The following is a 17,802-nucleotide window of genomic DNA, read 5'->3' as shown; positions in this document are numbered from 1 at the left end:
CGACGCATATCAATGTCTAGCCGGTGTGGGTGGTGCGGACACGACGACCTCATCAAAACTGATCCACACGCAACTGATTCCAGGAGAAACACGTGAGCACCGAAACCGCCAAGAAGCCTTCCGTCCTTTTTGTCTGCGTCCACAATGCCGGCCGTTCCCAGATGGCCGCTGCCTTCCTGACCACCCTCTCCAGGGGCGGGATTGAGGTGCGTTCCGCCGGTTCCCAGCCTGCGGACAAGGTCAACCCGGCCGCCGTCGAGGCCATGGCCGAACTGGGCATCGACATGTCTGCAGAGATCCCCAAGGTCCTCACCACCGAGGCCGTGAAGGAGTCCGACGTCGTGATCACCATGGGCTGCGGCGACGAATGCCCCTACTTCCCCGGCAAGCGCTACGAGGACTGGGTCCTGGAAGACCCGGCCGGACAGGGCGTGGAGTCTGTCCGCCCCATCCGTGACGAGATCAAGACGCGCATCGAAGGACTCATCGAGTCCCTGATCCCGGCCGCCAAGTAACCCACCCCGCGCATTTTCAAGCACCAGGAGAGACCAACGTGAGCACCGATCAGTTGATCATTATCGGCTCCGGCCCTGCCGGCTATACGGCGGCCATTTACGCCGCCCGCGCGGGACTCAACCCGCTGGTCCTGGCCGGCTCGGTCACGGCTGGCGGCGCCCTGATGAACACCACCGAGGTGGAGAACTTCCCGGGCTTCCCGGGCGGTATCCAGGGCCCCGAGCTGATGGACGGGCTGCAGGAGCAGGCCGAAAAGTTTGGCGCCCGCATCGTGTTCGACGACGTCATGGAAGTCACGCTGACGGGGCACCTCAAGCGCGTGGTCACCGGATCCGGCGAGACCCACGAGGCACCCGCCGTCATCCTGGCCACCGGCTCCGCTTACAAGGAGTTGGGCCTGCCGGAGGAGAAGAAGCTCAGCGGCCACGGCGTGTCCTGGTGCGCCACCTGCGACGGCTTCTTCTTCCGCGAACAGGACATCATCGTGGTGGGCGGCGGCGACTCCGCCATGGAGGAAGCCACCTTCCTGACCCGCTTCGCGAAGTCCGTGACCGTCGTTGTGCGCAAGGACGAAGTCCGGGCCTCCCGGATCATGGCCCAGCGCGCCAAGGACAACCCCAAGATCAGCTTCGCGTGGAACTCCGCCATCACGGCCATCCACGGTGATGCCAAAGTCACCGGCGTCACCCTCACCGATACACGCACCGGGGAGACCCGCGAGCAGGCCGCCGCCGGGATCTTCGTTGCCATCGGCCACCTGCCGCGGACCGAACTCGTCGCCGGACAGGTTGACCTGGATGCCGAAGGCTACATCAAGGTCGACTCGCCCACCACCGTCACGAACCTCACCGGCGTGTTCGCCTGCGGCGACGCCGTGGACCACCGCTATCGCCAGGCCATCACAGCAGCCGGCACCGGCTGCGCGGCAGCCCTCGACGCCGAACGCTACCTCGCCGCGCTGGAAGATGCGGACAGCATCGCCACCGCACTGGTCGAAGAGCCGATCCACGCCTGACCACCGGGAAAGGGGAGGGGGTGAACTGGATGGACACCGATTGCTGCACCGATACGGGCTGCTGCGACGAGGACGATCTGGACTGCTGCTGGACAGCGCCGCCCCGGCCTGCCGGTCCCACAAGGCTCCGGCAGGCACCCCGATCGAACCGCACACCAACGGATGAAACAGAGGACAGCATGGATCCAGTAAAGAACCTTCCCGTCGCAGTCATCGGCGCCGGCCCCGTCGGTCTTGCTACCGCAGCCCACCTGCTCGAACGCGGCCTCGAGCCGCTGATCTTCGAGGCAGGCCCGACGGCGGCATCCGCCATCGAACAGTGGCGCCACATCCGGCTGTTCTCACCCTGGCGGTTCAACCTCGACGCCGCGGCCGTGCGTTTGCTGGAGGACGCCGGTTGGGAAACCCCTCGCCTGACGGCACTGCCTTACGGCGGGGAACTGATCGACAATTACCTCGCCCCGCTGGCTGCAACCCCGGAGATCTCCTCCCGGCTCCAGACCAGCGCACGCGTCATTGCCGTTACACGCCAGGGCATGGACAAAACCCACGTCCGGGACCGTGACGCCACCCCTTTCACCGTCCGGGTCGAACACGACGGCGGTGAAATCCGCGACCACACCGTGGCGGCCGTCATTGACGCGTCCGGCACGTGGTCCACCCGCAACCCGCTCGGAACTTCCGGGCTGCCCGCCATCGGTGAAGACACGGCCGCCGCCCGGATCTCCTCGCCCCTGCCGGACGTCACAGGACGGGACCGCACCTCCTTCGCGGGCCGCCGCGTCCTGGTCGTGGGCGCCGGGCACTCGGCCGCGAACACACTGATCAATCTGGCAGACCTCGCCAAGGAGGAACCCGGAACCACCATCCTGTGGGCCGTGCGCGGAGCATCCGCTGACAAGGCCTACGGAGGCGGCGACGCCGACGGCCTGCCCGCCCGCGGCCAACTCGGAGCCCGGCTCCGCCGACTCGTGGAGGCCGGAACAATCGAACTGCACACCGGCTTCGGGATCGCTGCCTTCAAGAGCCTGGACTCCAGCGTGAGCGTCGAAGCCGTCGACGGACGCACTCTGGAAGCGGACATCATCGTCCCCTGCACGGGCTTCCGGCCGGACCTGGTCAGCCTGCACGAACTCCGGCTCAACCTTGACCCCGCTGTCGAAGCACCCGTCGAGCTGGGCCCTTTGATCGACCCCGAATTCCATTCCTGCGGCACGGTCAAGCCGCATGGCGCCAAGCTTCTCGCCCACCCGGAAATGGACTTCTACATCGTCGGCATGAAGTCCTATGGCCGTGCGCCGACCTTCCTGCTAGCTACCGGCTACGAACAGGTCAGGTCCGTCGCTGCGGCACTCTCCGGCGACCAGGCCGCGGCGGACACTGTCCACCTTGAACTGCCCGAAACCGGGGTTTGCTCCACCGACGCCGGCACCAGCTGCGACGTCCCCGCGGCCTCAACAGCAGACACTGACGGATCGGCGGAGAGCGGCTGTTGCGCCGCCCCGGAACCGGTCCTCGTTGGATTCCCCACCGGGCTGGCTCACGGCCGCTCCGGGTAACACTGACCACAACCAACCACGACGCACCGTTCCAGACGCACGCCAAGGGAGTATTGCCATGACCGAACACCAGAAAACGACGCTGGGATTGCAGGACAATACTGAAATCCTGCACCGGATCAGCGAACGCCTCGCCGAGCGTTTCACCGGGGTGTTCGCCGTCGAGACGGTCGAACGCTACGTCTTCGAGTCCTACACGGCCTTGGCCCGGACAGCGAAGATCAGCGCCTACTTGCCTGCCACCACGGAACACTTCGCCAACGACCGGCTGGCCGCCCTGGCCAAATCCAAAGGGTCGGTGGTCTCCGAGGTCCCGGAGGTCCTGTTCGTTTGCGTGCAGAACGCCGGGAGGTCACAGATGGCTGCCGCGCTGCTCAATGTTGAAGCCAAGGGCAGGATCCGCGTCCGGTCGGCAGGCTCCATGCCGGCAGCTGAGCTGGATCCAACCGTTGTGACTGCAATGTCCGAAATGGGCTTGGACATGGGCAAGGACTATCCGAAGCCACTCACGGACGACGTCGTGCGGGCATCTGACGTCGTCATCACCATGGGCTGCGGTGACTCATGCCCCATCTACCCCGGGAAACGCTATGAAGACTGGGACCTCACCGACCCCGCCGGTCAGTCCCTGGAGACGGTCCGGGTCATTCGCGACGAAATCCAGGCGCGCATCAAAACCCTCGTCGGCTCACTCCTGGCCGCAGAACAGAAAGAAAACATCAACTCATGACCGAAAGCACCAAGACTCCCCGTATCCTGTTCGTCTGCAGCAAAAACGGCGGGAAGTCCCAACTTGCGGCCGGTCTCATGCGGGACCTTGCCGGGGATGAGGTCACCGTTTACTCGGCAGGCACTAAACCGGGCAGCCGCCTGAACAACGAGGCCGTGGAATCCCTGAACGGAACTCGGCATCGACATCACCGGGGAACACCCTAAGCCCGTCACCGACGAGGTGCTTGACGCCGTCGACGTCGTGATCGTCCTGGGCACCGAAGCCAAGCTCGAAGCCCGCGAAGGCACCCGCTTCGAAATTTGGGAAACCGACGAACCTTCCACCCGGGGCATCGAAGGCACGGAGCGCATGCGCCTCGTCCGCGACGACATCAACGCCCGCGTCCGAAAGCTCCATGCGGAACTCACAGGGAACTAAGCCTGTCCAAACCAGTGATTGAGCTTGTCGAAACCTGGGTCTCGACAGGCTCGACCACCGGCGCTGGCCGGTCGTATCTGTATTGTTCGGCACGTCCGGCGCCATGGCTTAGCGCTGGCGGTGCCCGGGCAGATACGGTAGTAGCATGACGTCACCCACCGCCACCGAGACCTTACGCCCGAAGCGCAATATCCCAGCAGAAATCGCCCGTTCGTGGCTTCTGGTCAACGCCATGAAAACCGACCTGTTTGACCAGTCGGCTGTTTCGCGCGCTGACTCGATAATCCTGGACATCGAAGACGCCGTGGACCCGTCGCAAAAGGACGAGGCGCGCGGACACGTGATTGACTGGCTCAGCGGCGGCGGCCAGGCCTGGGTCCGCATCAACGACGCCACCAGCCCGTTCTGGGCCGATGACCTGGCGGGGCTGCGCGGTACCCCGGGCCTCCTTGGTGTGATGCTCGCGAAGACCGAATCAGCTGACCAGGTGACCGAAAGCTTCCACCGGATGGACGGCAAGACTCCTGTCATCCCGCTCGTGGAATCGGCGCTCGGCATCGAGGAAGCCAACCACATCGCCAAGGCCCAGGGCGCCTTCCGCCTCGCCTTCGGCTCCGGTGACTTCCGCCGCGACACCGGCATGGCGGCCACCCCGGAGGCCATGGCTTACCCGCGCGCGAAACTGGTGGTTGCCAGCCGCGTCGGCAACCTGCCGGGCCCCATCGACGGCCCCACCGTCGGCACCAACCACCCCATCCTGCGCGAGCAGACCGGCATCACCGTGATGATGGGGATGACCGGCAAGCTGTGCCTGGCCATCGACCAGACGAACGTCATCAACGAGGTCATCAGCCCCACCCCGTCGGACGTCGCCTGGGCCACGGATTTTATGTCCGACTTCGAGGCCAACGGCCGCGTCATCCGTGACGGCTCGGACCTGCCCCGCCTGGGCCGCGCCGAAAAGATCATGAAGCTCGCGGTAGCGTTCGGCGTGCAGCCGGCGCTGTAGCGCTACCCGTACACCCAAGCACAGGAGACCCCGTGACCGATACTCGCTATCTGGTTCACGGGGTCTTTTGGGATGGCGCCCCGGCGCAGACGGTAAGGCACGACGGCGGCAGCCCGGTTCTGCGCCTCCAGTCACCGTCCGGGGATCTCCGCGAGGTCAGCCTCGAGGCGGGCGCCAGGCTCGGTTTCGCGGTGGCCGATCACGGCAGGTTCTGCCTGGGGCACTACAAGGTCCACTCAGCCAGTAGCCGAGACCACATCCTGTGCCCGGCCAGCGCCCGCGCCGTGAAGGGCAAGCAGTGCGAACGCTGCTTTGTGCTGGACGATTCCCGCCTCATCCACGATTTCCACCGGGGTGGCCGTGTTCCGGACGGGCTGCGAACTTATCTTCTGCAGGATCACTGGCTCTACGTGGCCACGTTCGCCGGCGGCGCCAGCAAGGTGGGCACGGCGTCCCACCTGAGGAAATGGAACCGGCTCGCGGAACAGGGAGCGGTGGTTGCACGGTACGTTGCCAGGGCCGAGGACGGCCGGGTGGTTCGGCTCCTCGAGGACATGGTGACGCGCGAGGCCGGCCTGGCGCAGCAGGTCCGCTCCGCCGCCAAAGCCGAGGCCCTGGCGGGGCCATTGCCCGCGGCCGCCCTGGACGGCATCAATGAACGGCACGCGGCGGCGGTCCGCACGCTGCTGGGCCAGGCCGCCGTCGAAGGTTTCAGCACTGTGGACGAACTGTGGGTGCGGCCGGCGCAGGCGGCAGGGCTCTGTGCCTCCACGGCGCGCCACACCTACCCGCATCCGTTGGAGCAGGGAAAGCACGGCTTCGGCATCACCGCGCTGAGCGGGACCAACGCCCTCGCCAGCGTGGCCGGAACGGACGCGGCATTTGTGGTGAACCTTGGCCGGCTGGCTGCCCGGACCATCGTCCTGGGGGACTTCGCCTCGGAGGTGCCGGCCGTGCAGGAATCGCTGTTCTGAACGTGCTCGGTAGACTGTCACGGTGCTCAAAGAATTCTGGGAGTCAGCGCCCACCTCGTACAAAGTCCTGGTCTTCGGCGCCATGGGCCTCATCGCCGTCGGGATCATCCTGAACCTGGTGGGCAACAACACCAACAACCGTGACCTCGCCATGGCGTCCCTTGCGGTCATCGGCCTAGGCCTGGTCCTGCACATTGCCGGGATTGTGGTCCGCGGCCAGACGATCCGGAAGAACCTCAAGCGTTAGCGGCAGCGTGCCGGAGCACGTGGCTGCGGGCGTGCTCCACAGCCTCGGGCAGGGACGTGAACAGGTGCTTGTGATGCCGCAGCGAGCGGATTACCCCGACGTTGGTCACGAGGTCGAGGTGTTGCGGCTGGACGCCCTTCAGCAGGACTGTCACGCCGCGCAGCTCCAGCGCCGAGATGACCTCCACCAGCGTGTGGGCCCCGGTGGCGTCGAGCATCCGCACCTGTGACAGCCGGATGATTGCCACCTGGATGTCCCGGACCTGGCTGATTTCCTGCAGGACGCGTTCCGCGGCGCCGAAGAACATGGCCCCGTCCAGCCTGAAGACCGCGATGTGCTCGTCCCCCTCCTCGCGCGGTCCCGGAATCTCCTCACGCTTCACGCCGCTGAGCGACGCGAACTTCCGCAGCGTGAAGAGGGCCGCGGCGACAAGCCCGATCTCGATGGCCACGATCAGGTCGAAGGCCACGGTGATGAGCGCCGTCAGGACGAAAACGAAGGCGTCGGCGCGGGTGGAACGCATGATGGCGGTGACCGTGTGCCTTGAAACCATGCGGGTTGCCGTGACCATCAGGATCCCGGCCAGGACCGCCAGCGGGATCTTCCCGACCAGACCGGCGGCCAGGTAGATGATGGCCAGCAGCACGAGCGCGTGAACAATCGCGGAGAGCCTGGTCTTGGCGCCGGAGCGTACGTTGACCGCGGTCCGGGCGATGGCACCCGTGGCCGGCATGCCGCCGAAGAACCCCGCCGCAACGGAGGCCAGTCCCTGCCCCATGAGCTCCCGGTCCGGGCTGTAAGCCCCGGAGGGCCTCCCGTCAGGGCCAACCATGCCGGCTGCCACCCGTGCGGACAGCAGGGACTCGATAGCGGCCAGCATCGCGATGGACACCGCGGGCATCAGCAGCCCGCTCAGCGCTGCCGGATCAAGGGACGGCATCGACGGTGCGGACAGGGAATGCGGCAGGACGCCGATCCGTGGAATGTCCAGCTGCAGCAGCTCGGCCGCCACTGTGGCCAGCAGCACTGCGATCAGGCTCGCGGGCAGGGCTTTGTTCAGCCTCGGGAGCAGGAGCATCACGGCGGCCACACCCACCACGACGCCGAGCGTCTGAAGAACGGCGGGCAAGGTGGCCTGGGAGGCGCTCTCGAAGGCGGCCAGCAGTGTGTTGTGGCCCGGTATCCCCGCGGTGCCCGTGGCCATGGGGACCTGCTGGAGGAAGATGATCGCGGCGATGCCGAGCGTGAAACCCTCCACCACCGGCCACGGGATGAAGGCCACCGCCCGGCCCAGCCTGCTGATGCCCAGGATGGCCACCAGCAGCCCTGCGATCAGGGAGACCAACGCGATGCTTCCGGCGCCGTGCGTGGCGACGACCGGGGCCAGCACCACGACCATCGCGCCGGTGGGGCCGGAGACCTGGACGTGCGAGCCGCCCATGACCGCAGCCACCAGGCCGGCCACGACGGCGGTGATGAGTCCGGCTTCGGCGCCGACGCCGGAACTCACTCCGAATGCCAGGGCCAGCGGCAGGGCCACGATCCCCACGGTGATGCCGGCCAGCAGATCCGTTTTCCAGGACGAGCGCAGCCCGTCATAGTCACGGCGGGACGGCAGGAACCGGCTGAGATGCGCCAGACCGGCACTCATGAATCGGAACCCTTCAGATGCTCGCTGGGCAGTCCCTGCGCGAGTTTGAGCTGTTCGTTGGACTCGGCCAGGCTGTCGAGGAGGAAGGTCCGGGCGATGGCCAGCAATTCGGCGATCTTCGGATGGGCCAGCCGGTAAGTCACGGTGTTTGCGGAACGGACCGAGGTCACCACCCCGTGCCGGCGGAGGGTGGCGAGATGCTGGGAAAGGTGGGATGCCTCGAGGCCCGTCTCGGACAGCAGGTAGCTGACGGTCGCCGAGTTGTCCGGCGCCGCGGACAGCAGTTCGAGCACACGGATCCGCGCCGGGTGGGCGAGGGCCTTGAACAGGTTCGCCTTGATCTCGTACAAGGGGGTTTGTGCTGTCGAAATCATCGTTGCCTGTGCTTTCTCGTCACCGCGGAGTGGGGGGACGGGCCATGAATTGATGAATTGATGTTTTCATCATACCGCATGTGGTATTCCTGTACTGCCTCATGTCATCAGCGCGGGCGCCCGGACGCATGACGCTAGGCTTGAACCTATGACTATCAATCCGGACCTGCAGGGCCGCAGCTACCCTGCCGCAGAGGTTTACGACGTCGGCCGCGAGAAGATCCGCGAGTTCGCCCGCGCGGTCAAGGCCACGCACCCAGCCCATTTTGACGTCGAGGCCGCGAAGGCCCTCGGCCACAAGGATTTGGTGGCACCACCCACGTTCGCCATCATCATCGCCCAGCGCGCCGATGCCCAGCTGATCGAGGATCCGGATGCCGGCATCGACTTCTCCCGCGTGGTCCACGCCGATCAGCGCTTTATCCACCACCGCCCCATTTTTGCCGGCGACCGACTGGTTGCCGAACTGCACGTTGACGGTGTCCGTGCCATGGGCGGCGGGGCCATGATCACCACCCGCCAGGAAATTTTCGCCCTGACCGACGGCGGCAATGGGTCGCGCGAGGCAGTCGCCACCACCACATCATCCATCCTCGTCCGCGGAGAGGGACAGTAACCATGAGCCCCAGCTTCCACGAACTCAGCGCCGGGCAGGACATCGGCAGCCGCACCATCGAGGTCACCCGCACCGACCTGGTCAAGTATGCCGGCGCCTCCGGCGACTTCAACCCCATCCACTGGAACGAAGCCTTCGCCACCGGCGTGGAACTGCCCGGCGTCATCGCCCACGGCATGTTCACCATGGGTGCCGCCGTGCAGCTGGTGACCGACTGGGCAGGCGACCCCGCCGCCGTCGTCGACTTCCAGACCCGCTTCACCAAGCCGGTCCTGGTCACGGACACCACCGGAACCACGGACGCCGGGGCCACCATCGAGGTCAGCGGCGCCATTGGAAAGCTCGACGCCGATGCGGGCACCGCCCGCGTTGACCTCAGCGTGGTTGCTGCCGGCCAGAAAGTGCTGATGAAGGCCCAGGCCGTCGTCAGGCTTTCATGATCCTTTGACCGTCAACACAACTGCCGCTGCCGAGGTCACTGCCTGGCGCAATGCCGTGGTGGTTGCCTATGCCGGCAGTGGGCTGGCCTTCGCGTCGTGGGTTTCCCGGCTTCCGGCGATCCGCGACGGGCTGGACCTGACCCCCGGCACTGTCGGTTTACTGTTGCTGTGCATGACCCTGGGATCGTTCGTCTCGGTGTCCGCGTCGGGGCTGATCGTGCTCCGCCTGGGCTCCAAACGGACCATCCGCACCGGCGCCATCATGGTGGCCTGCGGCATGGCCATCGCCGGATTTGGAACGTCGGTCCTGGCCACGCCGGTCGCGGTGGCCGTGGGTCTTGCCGTCATCGGGCTCGGCTCCGCCAGCTGGAGTACGGCCTCCAACGTCGAGGGCGCCTCGGTGGAACGCGCTGTGGGCCGGCACATCATGCCCAGGCTCCACGGCGCGTTCAGCCTCGGCACCGTGGCAGGTGCAGGCCTTGGCGCGTGGGCCGCGGCTGCCTCCGTCCCGGTGTTTTGGCACCTGGCCGCGGCCGGCGTCGTGGTTGCCGTCTCGGTGACGACGGCGGCAGCCTGGTTCCGTGCAGATGTCACCCCGGTCGCGGGGGAGCGGAAGTATGTACAGGACAACTTCGAGGACCCGTTCACCGGCCCGATCCCCATTGTCACCGCCGGGGCGCCGGCTGACGGCTCCGGTGCACCACTGGACAACAAGCGAAAAATCGCGGAGGCCTGGCGCGACCGGCGCACCCTGCTGCTCGGAGTCATGGTCTTGGGGCTTGCCTTGGCCGAAGGTGCAGCAGGGGACTGGGTGGCGTTGGCCCTCGCCGACGGGCACGGCCAGACCGACGCCGCCGGAGCCGCTGGCTACGGGCTCTTCGTGACCTTCATGACCATCGGACGCTTCGCCGGCACAGTGGTCCTGGACCGCTTCGGCCGCGTCCCGGTGATGCGCTGGTGCGCCGCGCTGGCGGTCTTCGGGCTCGGCCTCTTTGTGTTTGCTCCCGTTCCCTGGCTCGCCTTTGTGGCCTTGGCCATCTGGGGACTCGGCGCCTCGCTGGGGTTCCCGGTGGGCATGTCCGCCGCGGCGGACGATCCCGCCAAGGCTGCGGCCCGCGTCTCCGTGGTCTCCACCATCGGCTACGGTGCCTTCCTGCGCGGGCCGCCGCTGTTGGGGCTGCTGGCCGAACACGTAGGCATCCTGCACTCGCTGCTGGCCGTGATGGTCATGCTGGTGGCCACGTTCCTGCTCTCGCCGGTGGCCCGGAAAGTTGCATAGTGTTGGCCTAAGTTAGTCTAAGTTGGTGACTCAAACACTGCTCTCCACCCTGACCACGGCCGCCGTCGGAGGGCCCGCCGGCAAATATGTTGAGGCCAGCACCGAGGCGGAGATCATCGACGCCGTCCGCACGGCAGACGCTGCGGGGGAGCAGGTCCTCATCATCGGCGGCGGCTCCAACCTGCTGATTTCCGACGACGGGTTCCCCGGCACCGTAGTCAGGATCGCCTCGGAAGGGTTCACCGTCAACGCCGAAGACTCCTGCGGCGGCGTGGCGGTGGTGGTCCAGGCCGGCCACAACTGGGATGCACTGGTGGAACACGCCGTGCTGCATGCCTGGTCCGGCATTGAGGCGCTCTCCGGCATCCCGGGGGCCACGGGCGCCACGCCCGTGCAGAACGTCGGTGCCTACGGCTCTGACGTCTCCCAGACCATCGCGGTGGTGCGCACCTGGGACCGGACCCGGAACGCGGTCCAGACCTTCACCAACTCCGAGCTGAAGTTCGGTTACCGCGATTCCATCCTGAAACAGACCACCGTCGACGGCTCACCACGCTACATCGTGCTGACCGTGGAATTCCAGCTGCCGCTGGGCCGGATGAGCACACCCATCCGCTACGCCGAACTGGCCCGCTCACTGGGCGTTGAGGCAGGTAAACGGGCGTACTCCAACGATGTGCGCCGGGAGGTCCTGCGGTTGCGGGGTTCGAAGGGCATGGTGCTGGATCCCGCGGACCGGGACACCTATTCCACTGGGTCCTTCTTCACCAACCCGGTTGTGCCCGTGGACGTGGCGGCAACGCTGCCGGATACCGCGCCGCAGTACCCCGCGGGTGCGGACGGTCTGGTGAAGTTGTCCGCCGCGTGGCTGATCGACCAGGCAGGATTTGGGAAAGGCTATGGCCTGGAGGAGGGCAGCGCCTCCGGCGGGCGGGCGTCACTGTCCACAAAACACACGCTGGCTATCACCAACCGCGGCTCGGCCAGCGCCAAGGACATGCTGGCCATCGCGCGCGCGGTGCGCGCCGGCGTCGTCGAGCGCTTTGGCATTGAACTGCACCCGGAACCGTTGCTCATCGGCCTGACGCTCTAGGGTCAGCTCGTTGAAGGCATCAGCCTGCTTGCGTGACCGGCGCCAGGCGCCCGTCAACGGCGCCGATCAGCCGGACGTTCGTGGCCATGCCCAGCAGGGCGGCGGCCCAACCGGTCAGCGCCAAATATGGCCCCATAAACATCCAGACCATAAGTCCCGGAACCGCCGGGTGGGTCGCGGCTGCAAGAATGCAAACCACCAAACCGATCACGGCGGTGGCATGGGCGAGGATCCAGAGCAGCCGGCCGCTGACGGGATAGAGCTTCCAGTCACGGACAACGCGAACCTTGCCGCGGCCCACCCGGATACCGGGAAAAAGCACGGCGTACCCTCCCCCCAGCGACAGGAACAGGGAAGGCAATAAGAGTTCCAGGGGTGCCTCGCCGCCGCCTCCCGGGAATCCCACGGGCTGGAACCCAATGGCCGGGGCCAGCCCGATGGCCACGCCGGCCAGGACGGATACGGTCCCTGCCACCAGCCATGCCTGTGTTCCGCGCGCGAACAATTGCCACAAACTCCCCAAAGTCATGCTTACACCCTATCGGGCCAGGTCCTACGATGAGCACATGGCAGTGAACCGCGTAAGCCCCAAGGTGATGGGCAGGTTACGCCTTGCCTCTCAAGGACTAGTCGGCCCCGGACTCGGCTCCGTAGAGGGCGCGGTCCGATGGATGACGGCCACGCAGGCTCAGGACCTGCAGGCCGCGCTCTGGGCCATCGGCGTCCGGGTTCCGGGCGCAGGGTTGACTGACGTGCGCGCTGCACTGCACAACGGCAGCGTGGTCCGGTCCTGGCCGATGCGCGGCACCCTGCACCTGGTGGCTCCAGAGGATCTGCGCTGGATGCTGGACCTCACCACTGAGCGTCTTAGCCGCATCGTTGCCGGCCGGCACCGGGAACTGGACATCACCTGGGCGGACATCGAGAAGTGCCGCGACGTTGCCTTGGAGCGGATTGCGGCCGGCGGTCCCGTGAGCCGGACCGAACTCTTCGAGGTGTTTGAGGCGGCCGGGCAGCCCACCACCGGACAGCGGGGGATCCATATCCTGGGGACCCTGTGCCGGCACGCCTGGCTGGTTCAGGGTCCATTGGCCAGGAATCAGCAGCTGCTGGTGGCGTTCGATGACTGGATCCCGGTGTCGCGCGAGCTTGAGCGGCAGGAAGCGATCGCCGAGTTCATGCTGCGCTATTTCCGCAGCCATGGCCCTGCCACCATCCGCGACTTCGCCTGGTGGACGCAGATTCCCCTGACCGACGTGCGGGCAGCGTTTGAGCTGGTCAGCGGGCAACTGGTGGAGCTGGAATTCGGGGGCGTCCACTACTGGATGTCACCGGAGACTGCATCAATGCTCGACGACGGTGTGCCCGGGCAGCGGTCCGTCCTCCTCCTGCCGGGCTTCGACGAGTTTGTGCTGGGCTACATGGACCGAAGCCTGGTGCTGGCCCCTGAGCACGCCAACAAGATCGTCCCGGGCGGCAACGGAGTGTTCAAGAAGACCGTCGTGGCCCGGGGAGAGGTGATCGGCACGTGGGCGCGGGCCGGAACCAGCCGCAGCGCCGCCGTCGTGCCTGAACTGTTTGACGACGCCAAGCCACTTGGACCCGCTGCGCAGGCCGTGTTCAGCAAGGCCGCCGTAAAGTACCTCGCATTCCTGGACATCTAAGCTACGCCCGAACACGAACTACCCTGCCCCGTTCCCCCGACACCGACGCAAATGCTGCCCTGCCGAACACGAGCGGCCCTGCCCCGCAAAAGCGGTGCGGGGCAGCACCGTTCCTGCGGGGCAGGGCAGCGAATGATGCCGGAAGAAGCGGATGCGGGTATTGCTGCCGGAGGTTGTCCACATAACGTGGCCGCGACCTACCCGGGCCAGCACTGGTCCGAGAGCCTTGGACCATGAATGGCGACAAAGTCCGTGTGCTGCTGGATGGGCGCTGGCCGGCCTTCCCCGTTGCCTCCACGCAACAGTTGGACGCGGCAGGGCTGGACGAGCGGGTCCTGACGGCGGCAGTCCGCGCCGGAATCCTCCTGCGACTTCGACGCGGAGCGTACGTCCGGAACGCTGACTGGAAGGGAGCGGAGCCGTGGACCAAGGACGCCCTGCGGATCCAGGCGCACTTCCTGTCCACCGGCGGGGCCTGCCGCTACAGCCATATCAGTGCTGCCAGACTGCATGAGTGTCACGTCTGGGATGCCGGGGCCATGGTCCACGTCACCACGGACTACGCCAACTCGACGAAAAGTGCCGGCACGGACGTCCGCACCCACCGGATGGACCTGCAACCCGTAGATGTGACAACGCTGTGGAGCATGGATGGCAAAGAGATTCTGACTACCGGCATTGAACGGACCGTCCTGGACTGCGCCCGTATCCTGCCACTGGAGCAGGCAGCCGTGATCGGCGACCACGCGCTGCGAAAGGGAGCCGGGATCGACAGCATGCGGCAACTGCTGGACGTGGGACCGGTCAAACGCGGGAACCGGCGGGCGCTGGATCTGCTGGCCGCCCTGGATGGGCGATCGGAATCGGTGGGGGAGACGCGCACCAGGCTGCTGCTGCGATCATTCGGTCTGAACATGTTCATTCCGCAGTTCGAGATTCAGACACCGAGTGGTCAATTCAGGGCAGACTTCGCGGATCCGATAACTCGCATCGTGATCGAGTTTGATGGCAGCGGCAAATACACCGAGTACAGGCCCACGGACGAGGTGCTGCTCGCCGAGCGTCGCCGGGAGAACGCACTGATCGAAGAAGGCTGGCTGGTCCTTCGACTTGAATGGAAACACCTGGCGTACCCGGCAGAAGTGCGGCGCCGGCTGTTGGCCATGAGGGACCGGTCCGGGATCTTGCGTGCCCCAGGCCTGACCGGCTGAACGCAAAGACGGCCCTGCCCCGCAAGAGCGGTGCGGGGCAGCACCGTTCCTGCGGGGCAGGGCCGTTCGAGTGGCGGGGGAGTCGCGGGAGGTTACAGGTTCCCGGTGGCGATGTTGAGCATGCGGCGCAGCGGCTCGGCGGCGCCCCAGAGCAGCTGGTCACCCACGGTGAACGCGCTGATGTACTCCGGGCCCATTTCCATCTTGCGGATGCGGCCCACGGGGATGTCCAGCGTGCCCGACGCGGCCACGGGGGTCAGGCCTGCCATGGAGTCTTCCTTGGTGTTCGGGATGACCTTGGCCCACTCGTTGTCCTCGGCCAGGAGCTTCTCGATCTCGGCCACGGAGAGGTCCTCGCGGAGCTTGAGCGTCAGAGCCTGCGAGTGCGAACGCATGGCGCCGATCCGGATGCACAGGCCGTCCATGATGATCCGGTTTTCGTCCGAAGTGCCCAGGATCTTGTTGGTTTCAACCCCGGCCTTCCACTCTTCCTTGGACTGTCCGTTGCCCAGGTCCGCGTCGATCCACGGGATGAGGGAGCCGGCCAGGGGCACGCCGAACTGGGTGGCGTCGATGTCGGAGCGCTGGTGGGCCAGGACCTTGCGGTCAATTTCCAGGATGGCCGACGCCGGGTCGTCCAGTTCCGAGCTGACTTCGGCATTCAGCGTGCCGAACTGGCTGAGCAGTTCGCGCATGTGCCGGGCGCCGCCGCCGGAGGCAGCCTGGTAGGTCATGGACGTGCCCCATTCGACGAGGCCGTTCTTGAACAGCCCGCCGAGGCCCATGAGCATGCAGGAAACGGTGCAGTTGCCGCCGATGAAGTCCTTGGTCCCGTTGACCAGGCCCTTGTCGATGACGTCGCGGTTGATCGGGTCCAGCACGATGATCGAGTCGTCGTTCATGCGCAGCGTGGAGGCGGCGTCGATCCAGAGGCCGTCCCAGCCGCGGCTGCGCAGCTCGGTGTGCACGCGCTTGGTGTAGTCCCCGCCCTGGGCGGTAACAATAATGGGCAGCTTAGCCAGCGTGTCGACGTCGAACGCGTCCCCAAGCTTGCCGGCGGCGCCAGCGGCAGCACCGGCAATCGACGGGGCGGCACCTCCCGCGTTTGACGTGGAGAAGAACACCGGGTTGATGTTGGCGAAGTCGCCCTCGTCCTGCATGCGCTGCATCAGGACGGAGCCGACCATGCCGCGCCATCCGACCAGGCCGACGGAGGGGGTAGCTGCTGTAGTCATTCGTCCAGTTTAGACGCCGGATCGCGCAGGGCGCAGTCGGTTACGTCACTGCCGTGAGGGATAACGCGCGACGGCGCGTGGGGCAGGAAACCGACGTCAGCTGCGGTTGGTTTCCTCCAGCACCGCGGCTTTGCGGAGTCGCAACGCGTAGAAGGCGCCGAAGGCGAACACCTGCGTGACCACCACCAGCACGATGGCGCCGGCGATCTTGTTGCCGCCCAGGATCATGGTCAGGCCCACGATCGCGGACAGCAGCCCGAGCAGCGGCAGCAGCATGTAGCCCAGCACAAACAGTGTTTCCGGTTTTTTCAACATCTCAGCCCTGCGTCCTAATCCATTTGGTAAACCGGTAGCGCGTTCCGTTGGCTGCCGTCAGCCACCCGTCTGGCGGGACGGACGCCGCCGCCTCCCAGGTCTCATCGAGTTCCGGAGCAAACGTGTCGCCGTCGGCCTCCACATCGATGGTGGTGACCACCGCAACGTTGGCGAGTTCGGTGGACTGGCGGAAGACTTCCCCGCCGCCCAGGATCCACACAGTCCCGCCGCCGTCGACGAACTGCGATTCAAGGAGGGCATCATCCAGGGAGGGGACCACGACGGCGCCCTCCGCCTCGGGCGATTCGCCCCAGCTTTTCTGCCGGGTGATCACAATGTTCGTCCGGCCGGGCAGGGGACGGTACTTGTCCGCGAAGGACAGCCACGTCTTGCGGCCCATGATCACGGGGTGCCCCCTGGTGAGCCGGTTGAAGTGCTTCAGATCCTCAGGGAGGTGCCAGGGCATATCGCCGTCCTTGCCGATCACACCGCCGGACGTCTGCGCCCAGACAAGGCCGACGCCGGTCACGGAACCGGCGAGTTCCTGCGTAAAGTCCTGGGGGTCTGCTGCGTTCTCGGTGCTCATACGGCGATCGGGGCCTTGATTGTGGGGTGGTGCTGGTAGCCCACCACTTCGAAGTCCTCGAGCGTGTAGTCGAAGATCGAGGCCGGCTTCCGGATGATCTTCAGCTGCGGGTATTCATAGGGTTCCCGGTCCAGCTGCTTCAGGACCTGGTCCATGTGGTTCTCGTAGATGTGGACGTCGCCGCCTGTCCATACAAACTCGCCAGGCTCCAGCCCCACCTGCTGCGCAATCATGCAGGTGAGCAGGGCATAGGAAGCGATGTTGAAGGGCACGCCCAGGAACATGTCCGCCGAACGCTGGTACAGCTGGCAGGACAGTTTTCCGTCGGCCACATAGAACTGGAAGAACGCGTGGCACGGGGGCAGTGCCATGTCCTTGAGCTCGGAGACGTTCCAGGCAGACACGATATGCCGGCGCGAGTCCGGGTTGGTTTTGAGGTTCTCCACCAGCTCGGCGATCTGGTCAACATGGCCGCCGTCAGGGGTGGGCCAGCTGCGCCACTGGACGCCGTATACGGGGCCCAGTTCGCCGTCTGCGTCAGCCCACTCGTTCCAGATGCTGACGCCCTGGTCCTGCATCCATTTGACGTTCGATTCACCGCGCAGGAACCACAGCAGCTCCACTGCCACGGACTTGAAATGCACGCGTTTGGTGGTGATCAGCGGGAAACTCCGGCCAAGGTCAAAGCGCAATTGACGGCCGAAAACGCTGGTGGTTCCGGTGCCCGTGCGGTCGGATTTGTGCGTGCCATGGGCCAGGACATCGCGCAGGAGGTCTTCATAAGGCGTCGGGATGCTCACGGCTAAAGTCTACCGGGCCAAGTCCTGCCGACCCCGCAATGGTCCCGAGGCTGGCCTCAGTGTTGGCT

At 66.1% G+C, this 17,802-nt stretch carries 20 protein-coding genes and 1 pseudogene; 14 read left to right on the top strand and 7 right to left on the bottom strand.

What is annotated here, in order from left to right; genetic code table 11:
• The first annotated feature begins 92 nt into the window (after nucleotides 1-92).
• The 8 genes and pseudogenes from NG696_RS16900 to NG696_RS16865 all read left to right on the top strand — a co-directional run bounded on the left by NG696_RS16900 (nucleotide 93) and on the right by NG696_RS16865 (nucleotide 6,470).
• Nucleotides 93-515, top strand: a complete 423-nt coding sequence (locus NG696_RS16900; protein ID WP_252569627.1) for an arsenate reductase ArsC — start codon at nucleotides 93-95, stop codon at nucleotides 513-515.
• Nucleotides 516-553: 38 nt separating this feature from the next.
• Complete coding sequence (trxB, locus tag NG696_RS16895; RefSeq protein ID WP_252569624.1) at nucleotides 554-1,531, top strand: thioredoxin-disulfide reductase; 978 nt, start codon at nucleotides 554-556, stop codon at nucleotides 1,529-1,531.
• 179 nt (nucleotides 1,532-1,710) lie between these two features.
• Nucleotides 1,711-3,090 (top strand): FAD-dependent oxidoreductase, encoded by a 1,380-nt coding sequence (locus NG696_RS16890; RefSeq protein WP_252576204.1) that lies wholly within the window; start codon nucleotides 1,711-1,713, stop codon nucleotides 3,088-3,090.
• A gap of 58 nt (nucleotides 3,091-3,148) precedes the next feature.
• Nucleotides 3,149-3,820: an arsenate reductase ArsC gene (locus NG696_RS16885; RefSeq protein WP_252569619.1), complete on the top strand. Its 672-nt coding sequence runs from the start codon at nucleotides 3,149-3,151 to the stop codon at nucleotides 3,818-3,820.
• A pseudogene (locus NG696_RS16880) lies at nucleotides 3,817-4,240 on the top strand (arsenate-mycothiol transferase ArsC). The gene NG696_RS16885 and the pseudogene NG696_RS16880 overlap by 4 nt, the downstream one beginning before the upstream one ends.
• A 145-nt stretch (nucleotides 4,241-4,385) precedes the next feature.
• Complete coding sequence (locus tag NG696_RS16875; protein WP_111906681.1) at nucleotides 4,386-5,249, top strand: HpcH/HpaI aldolase/citrate lyase family protein; 864 nt, start codon at nucleotides 4,386-4,388, stop codon at nucleotides 5,247-5,249.
• A gap of 32 nt (nucleotides 5,250-5,281) precedes the next feature.
• On the top strand, nucleotides 5,282-6,223 hold the full coding sequence (locus NG696_RS16870; RefSeq protein ID WP_252576203.1) for a DUF2797 domain-containing protein: 942 nt from the start codon (nucleotides 5,282-5,284) through the stop codon (nucleotides 6,221-6,223).
• 22 nt (nucleotides 6,224-6,245) lie between these two features.
• Nucleotides 6,246-6,470: a DUF3188 domain-containing protein gene (locus NG696_RS16865; RefSeq protein WP_111906679.1), complete on the top strand. Its 225-nt coding sequence runs from the start codon at nucleotides 6,246-6,248 to the stop codon at nucleotides 6,468-6,470.
• Here the strand turns inward: NG696_RS16865 and NG696_RS16860 are convergent.
• The gene (locus tag NG696_RS16860) at nucleotides 6,460-8,121 is read right to left on the bottom strand and encodes a SulP family inorganic anion transporter (protein ID WP_252576202.1); all 1,662 of its coding nucleotides are present in this window, start codon (nucleotides 8,119-8,121) and stop codon (nucleotides 6,460-6,462) included. The two genes, NG696_RS16865 and NG696_RS16860, sit on opposite strands and share 11 nt — an antisense overlap.
• Complete coding sequence (locus NG696_RS16855) at nucleotides 8,118-8,495, bottom strand: ArsR/SmtB family transcription factor (RefSeq protein WP_252569610.1); 378 nt, start codon at nucleotides 8,493-8,495, stop codon at nucleotides 8,118-8,120. The genes NG696_RS16860 and NG696_RS16855 overlap by 4 nt, the downstream gene beginning before the upstream one ends.
• 148 nt (nucleotides 8,496-8,643) lie before the next feature.
• Here NG696_RS16855 and NG696_RS16850 point away from each other — a divergent pair, with 148 nt between their 5' ends.
• From NG696_RS16850 to NG696_RS16835, 4 genes are read left to right on the top strand one after another with little or no spacing between them, the layout of a single operon-like run.
• The gene (locus tag NG696_RS16850; protein ID WP_141141246.1) at nucleotides 8,644-9,111 is read left to right on the top strand and encodes an FAS1-like dehydratase domain-containing protein; all 468 of its coding nucleotides are present in this window, start codon (nucleotides 8,644-8,646) and stop codon (nucleotides 9,109-9,111) included.
• Nucleotides 9,112-9,113: 2 nt separating this feature from the next.
• A complete protein-coding gene (locus NG696_RS16845; RefSeq protein ID WP_252576201.1) occupies nucleotides 9,114-9,551 on the top strand; it encodes a MaoC family dehydratase in 438 nt (145 codons plus the stop codon).
• Nucleotides 9,552-9,555: 4 nt separating this feature from the next.
• Entirely contained in the window at nucleotides 9,556-10,830 is a 1,275-nt protein-coding gene (locus NG696_RS16840) for an MFS transporter (RefSeq protein WP_252576200.1), read from the top strand.
• Between the two features lie 25 nt (nucleotides 10,831-10,855).
• Nucleotides 10,856-11,923, top strand: coding sequence for a UDP-N-acetylmuramate dehydrogenase (locus tag NG696_RS16835; protein ID WP_252569605.1), 1,068 nt, complete (start codon nucleotides 10,856-10,858; stop codon nucleotides 11,921-11,923).
• 19 nt (nucleotides 11,924-11,942) lie between these two features.
• On the opposite strand, the gene NG696_RS16830 is transcribed toward NG696_RS16835, so the two are convergent.
• A complete protein-coding gene (locus tag NG696_RS16830; protein ID WP_252576199.1) occupies nucleotides 11,943-12,452 on the bottom strand; it encodes a hypothetical protein in 510 nt (169 codons plus the stop codon).
• A gap of 37 nt (nucleotides 12,453-12,489) precedes the next feature.
• Here NG696_RS16830 and NG696_RS16825 point away from each other — a divergent pair, with 37 nt between their 5' ends.
• Both NG696_RS16825 and NG696_RS16820 read left to right on the top strand, forming a co-directional pair.
• The gene (locus NG696_RS16825) at nucleotides 12,490-13,587 is read left to right on the top strand and encodes a winged helix DNA-binding domain-containing protein (protein WP_252576198.1); all 1,098 of its coding nucleotides are present in this window, start codon (nucleotides 12,490-12,492) and stop codon (nucleotides 13,585-13,587) included.
• Between the two features lie 233 nt (nucleotides 13,588-13,820).
• On the top strand, nucleotides 13,821-14,798 hold the full coding sequence (locus NG696_RS16820; protein ID WP_252569600.1) for a type IV toxin-antitoxin system AbiEi family antitoxin domain-containing protein: 978 nt from the start codon (nucleotides 13,821-13,823) through the stop codon (nucleotides 14,796-14,798).
• A 92-nt stretch (nucleotides 14,799-14,890) separates the two neighbouring features.
• Here NG696_RS16820 and asd read toward each other — a convergent pair whose 3' ends face one another.
• The 4 genes from asd to NG696_RS16800 form a co-directional block, all read right to left on the bottom strand.
• Nucleotides 14,891-16,033 carry an aspartate-semialdehyde dehydrogenase gene (asd, locus tag NG696_RS16815; RefSeq protein WP_252569597.1) on the bottom strand — a complete coding sequence of 381 codons (1,143 nt, stop codon included), beginning with the start codon at nucleotides 16,031-16,033 and terminating at the stop codon, nucleotides 14,891-14,893.
• A gap of 96 nt (nucleotides 16,034-16,129) precedes the next feature.
• Nucleotides 16,130-16,348: an NF038396 family protein gene (locus NG696_RS16810; protein WP_252569596.1), complete on the bottom strand. Its 219-nt coding sequence runs from the start codon at nucleotides 16,346-16,348 to the stop codon at nucleotides 16,130-16,132.
• A 1-nt stretch (nucleotide 16,349) separates the two neighbouring features.
• Nucleotides 16,350-16,934 (bottom strand): dihydrofolate reductase, encoded by a 585-nt coding sequence (locus NG696_RS16805; protein WP_252569594.1) that lies wholly within the window; start codon nucleotides 16,932-16,934, stop codon nucleotides 16,350-16,352.
• Nucleotides 16,931-17,734: a thymidylate synthase gene (locus NG696_RS16800; RefSeq protein WP_252569592.1), complete on the bottom strand. Its 804-nt coding sequence runs from the start codon at nucleotides 17,732-17,734 to the stop codon at nucleotides 16,931-16,933. Before NG696_RS16800 ends, NG696_RS16805 begins: the two co-directional genes overlap by 4 nt.
• Between the last annotated feature and the right edge of the window lie 68 nt (nucleotides 17,735-17,802).

Source organism: Pseudarthrobacter cellobiosi, from assembly GCF_023913755.1.
GTDB classification, from domain to species: domain Bacteria; phylum Actinomycetota; class Actinomycetes; order Actinomycetales; family Micrococcaceae; genus Arthrobacter; species Arthrobacter cellobiosi.
The sequence above is the reverse complement of the archived record's forward strand: the minus strand, read 5'-3'. Positions and strand labels throughout refer to the sequence as shown.

Excerpts from the sequence above, each read along its gene's own strand:
- NG696_RS16890 (WP_252576204.1), top strand. The coding sequence starts at position 1,711 with ATGGATCCAGTAAAGAACCTTCCCGTCGCAGTCATCGGCGCCGGCCCC.
- NG696_RS16885 (WP_252569619.1), top strand. The coding sequence starts at position 3,149 with ATGACCGAACACCAGAAAACGACGCTGGGATTGCAGGACAATACTGAA.
- NG696_RS16875 (WP_111906681.1), top strand. The coding sequence starts at position 4,386 with ATGACGTCACCCACCGCCACCGAGACCTTACGCCCGAAGCGCAATATC.
- NG696_RS16860 (WP_252576202.1), bottom strand. The coding sequence starts at position 8,121 with ATGAGTGCCGGTCTGGCGCATCTCAGCCGGTTCCTGCCGTCCCGCCGT.
- NG696_RS16855 (WP_252569610.1), bottom strand. The coding sequence starts at position 8,495 with ATGATTTCGACAGCACAAACCCCCTTGTACGAGATCAAGGCGAACCTG.
- NG696_RS16850 (WP_141141246.1), top strand. The coding sequence starts at position 8,644 with ATGACTATCAATCCGGACCTGCAGGGCCGCAGCTACCCTGCCGCAGAG.
- NG696_RS16845 (WP_252576201.1), top strand. The coding sequence starts at position 9,114 with ATGAGCCCCAGCTTCCACGAACTCAGCGCCGGGCAGGACATCGGCAGC.
- NG696_RS16830 (WP_252576199.1), bottom strand. The coding sequence starts at position 12,452 with ATGACTTTGGGGAGTTTGTGGCAATTGTTCGCGCGCGGAACACAGGCA.
- NG696_RS16825 (WP_252576198.1), top strand. The coding sequence starts at position 12,490 with ATGGCAGTGAACCGCGTAAGCCCCAAGGTGATGGGCAGGTTACGCCTT.
- NG696_RS16820 (WP_252569600.1), top strand. The coding sequence starts at position 13,821 with ATGAATGGCGACAAAGTCCGTGTGCTGCTGGATGGGCGCTGGCCGGCC.
- asd (WP_252569597.1), bottom strand. The coding sequence starts at position 16,033 with ATGACTACAGCAGCTACCCCCTCCGTCGGCCTGGTCGGATGGCGCGGC.
- NG696_RS16810 (WP_252569596.1), bottom strand. The coding sequence starts at position 16,348 with ATGTTGAAAAAACCGGAAACACTGTTTGTGCTGGGCTACATGCTGCTG.
- NG696_RS16805 (WP_252569594.1), bottom strand. The coding sequence starts at position 16,934 with ATGAGCACCGAGAACGCAGCAGACCCCCAGGACTTTACGCAGGAACTC.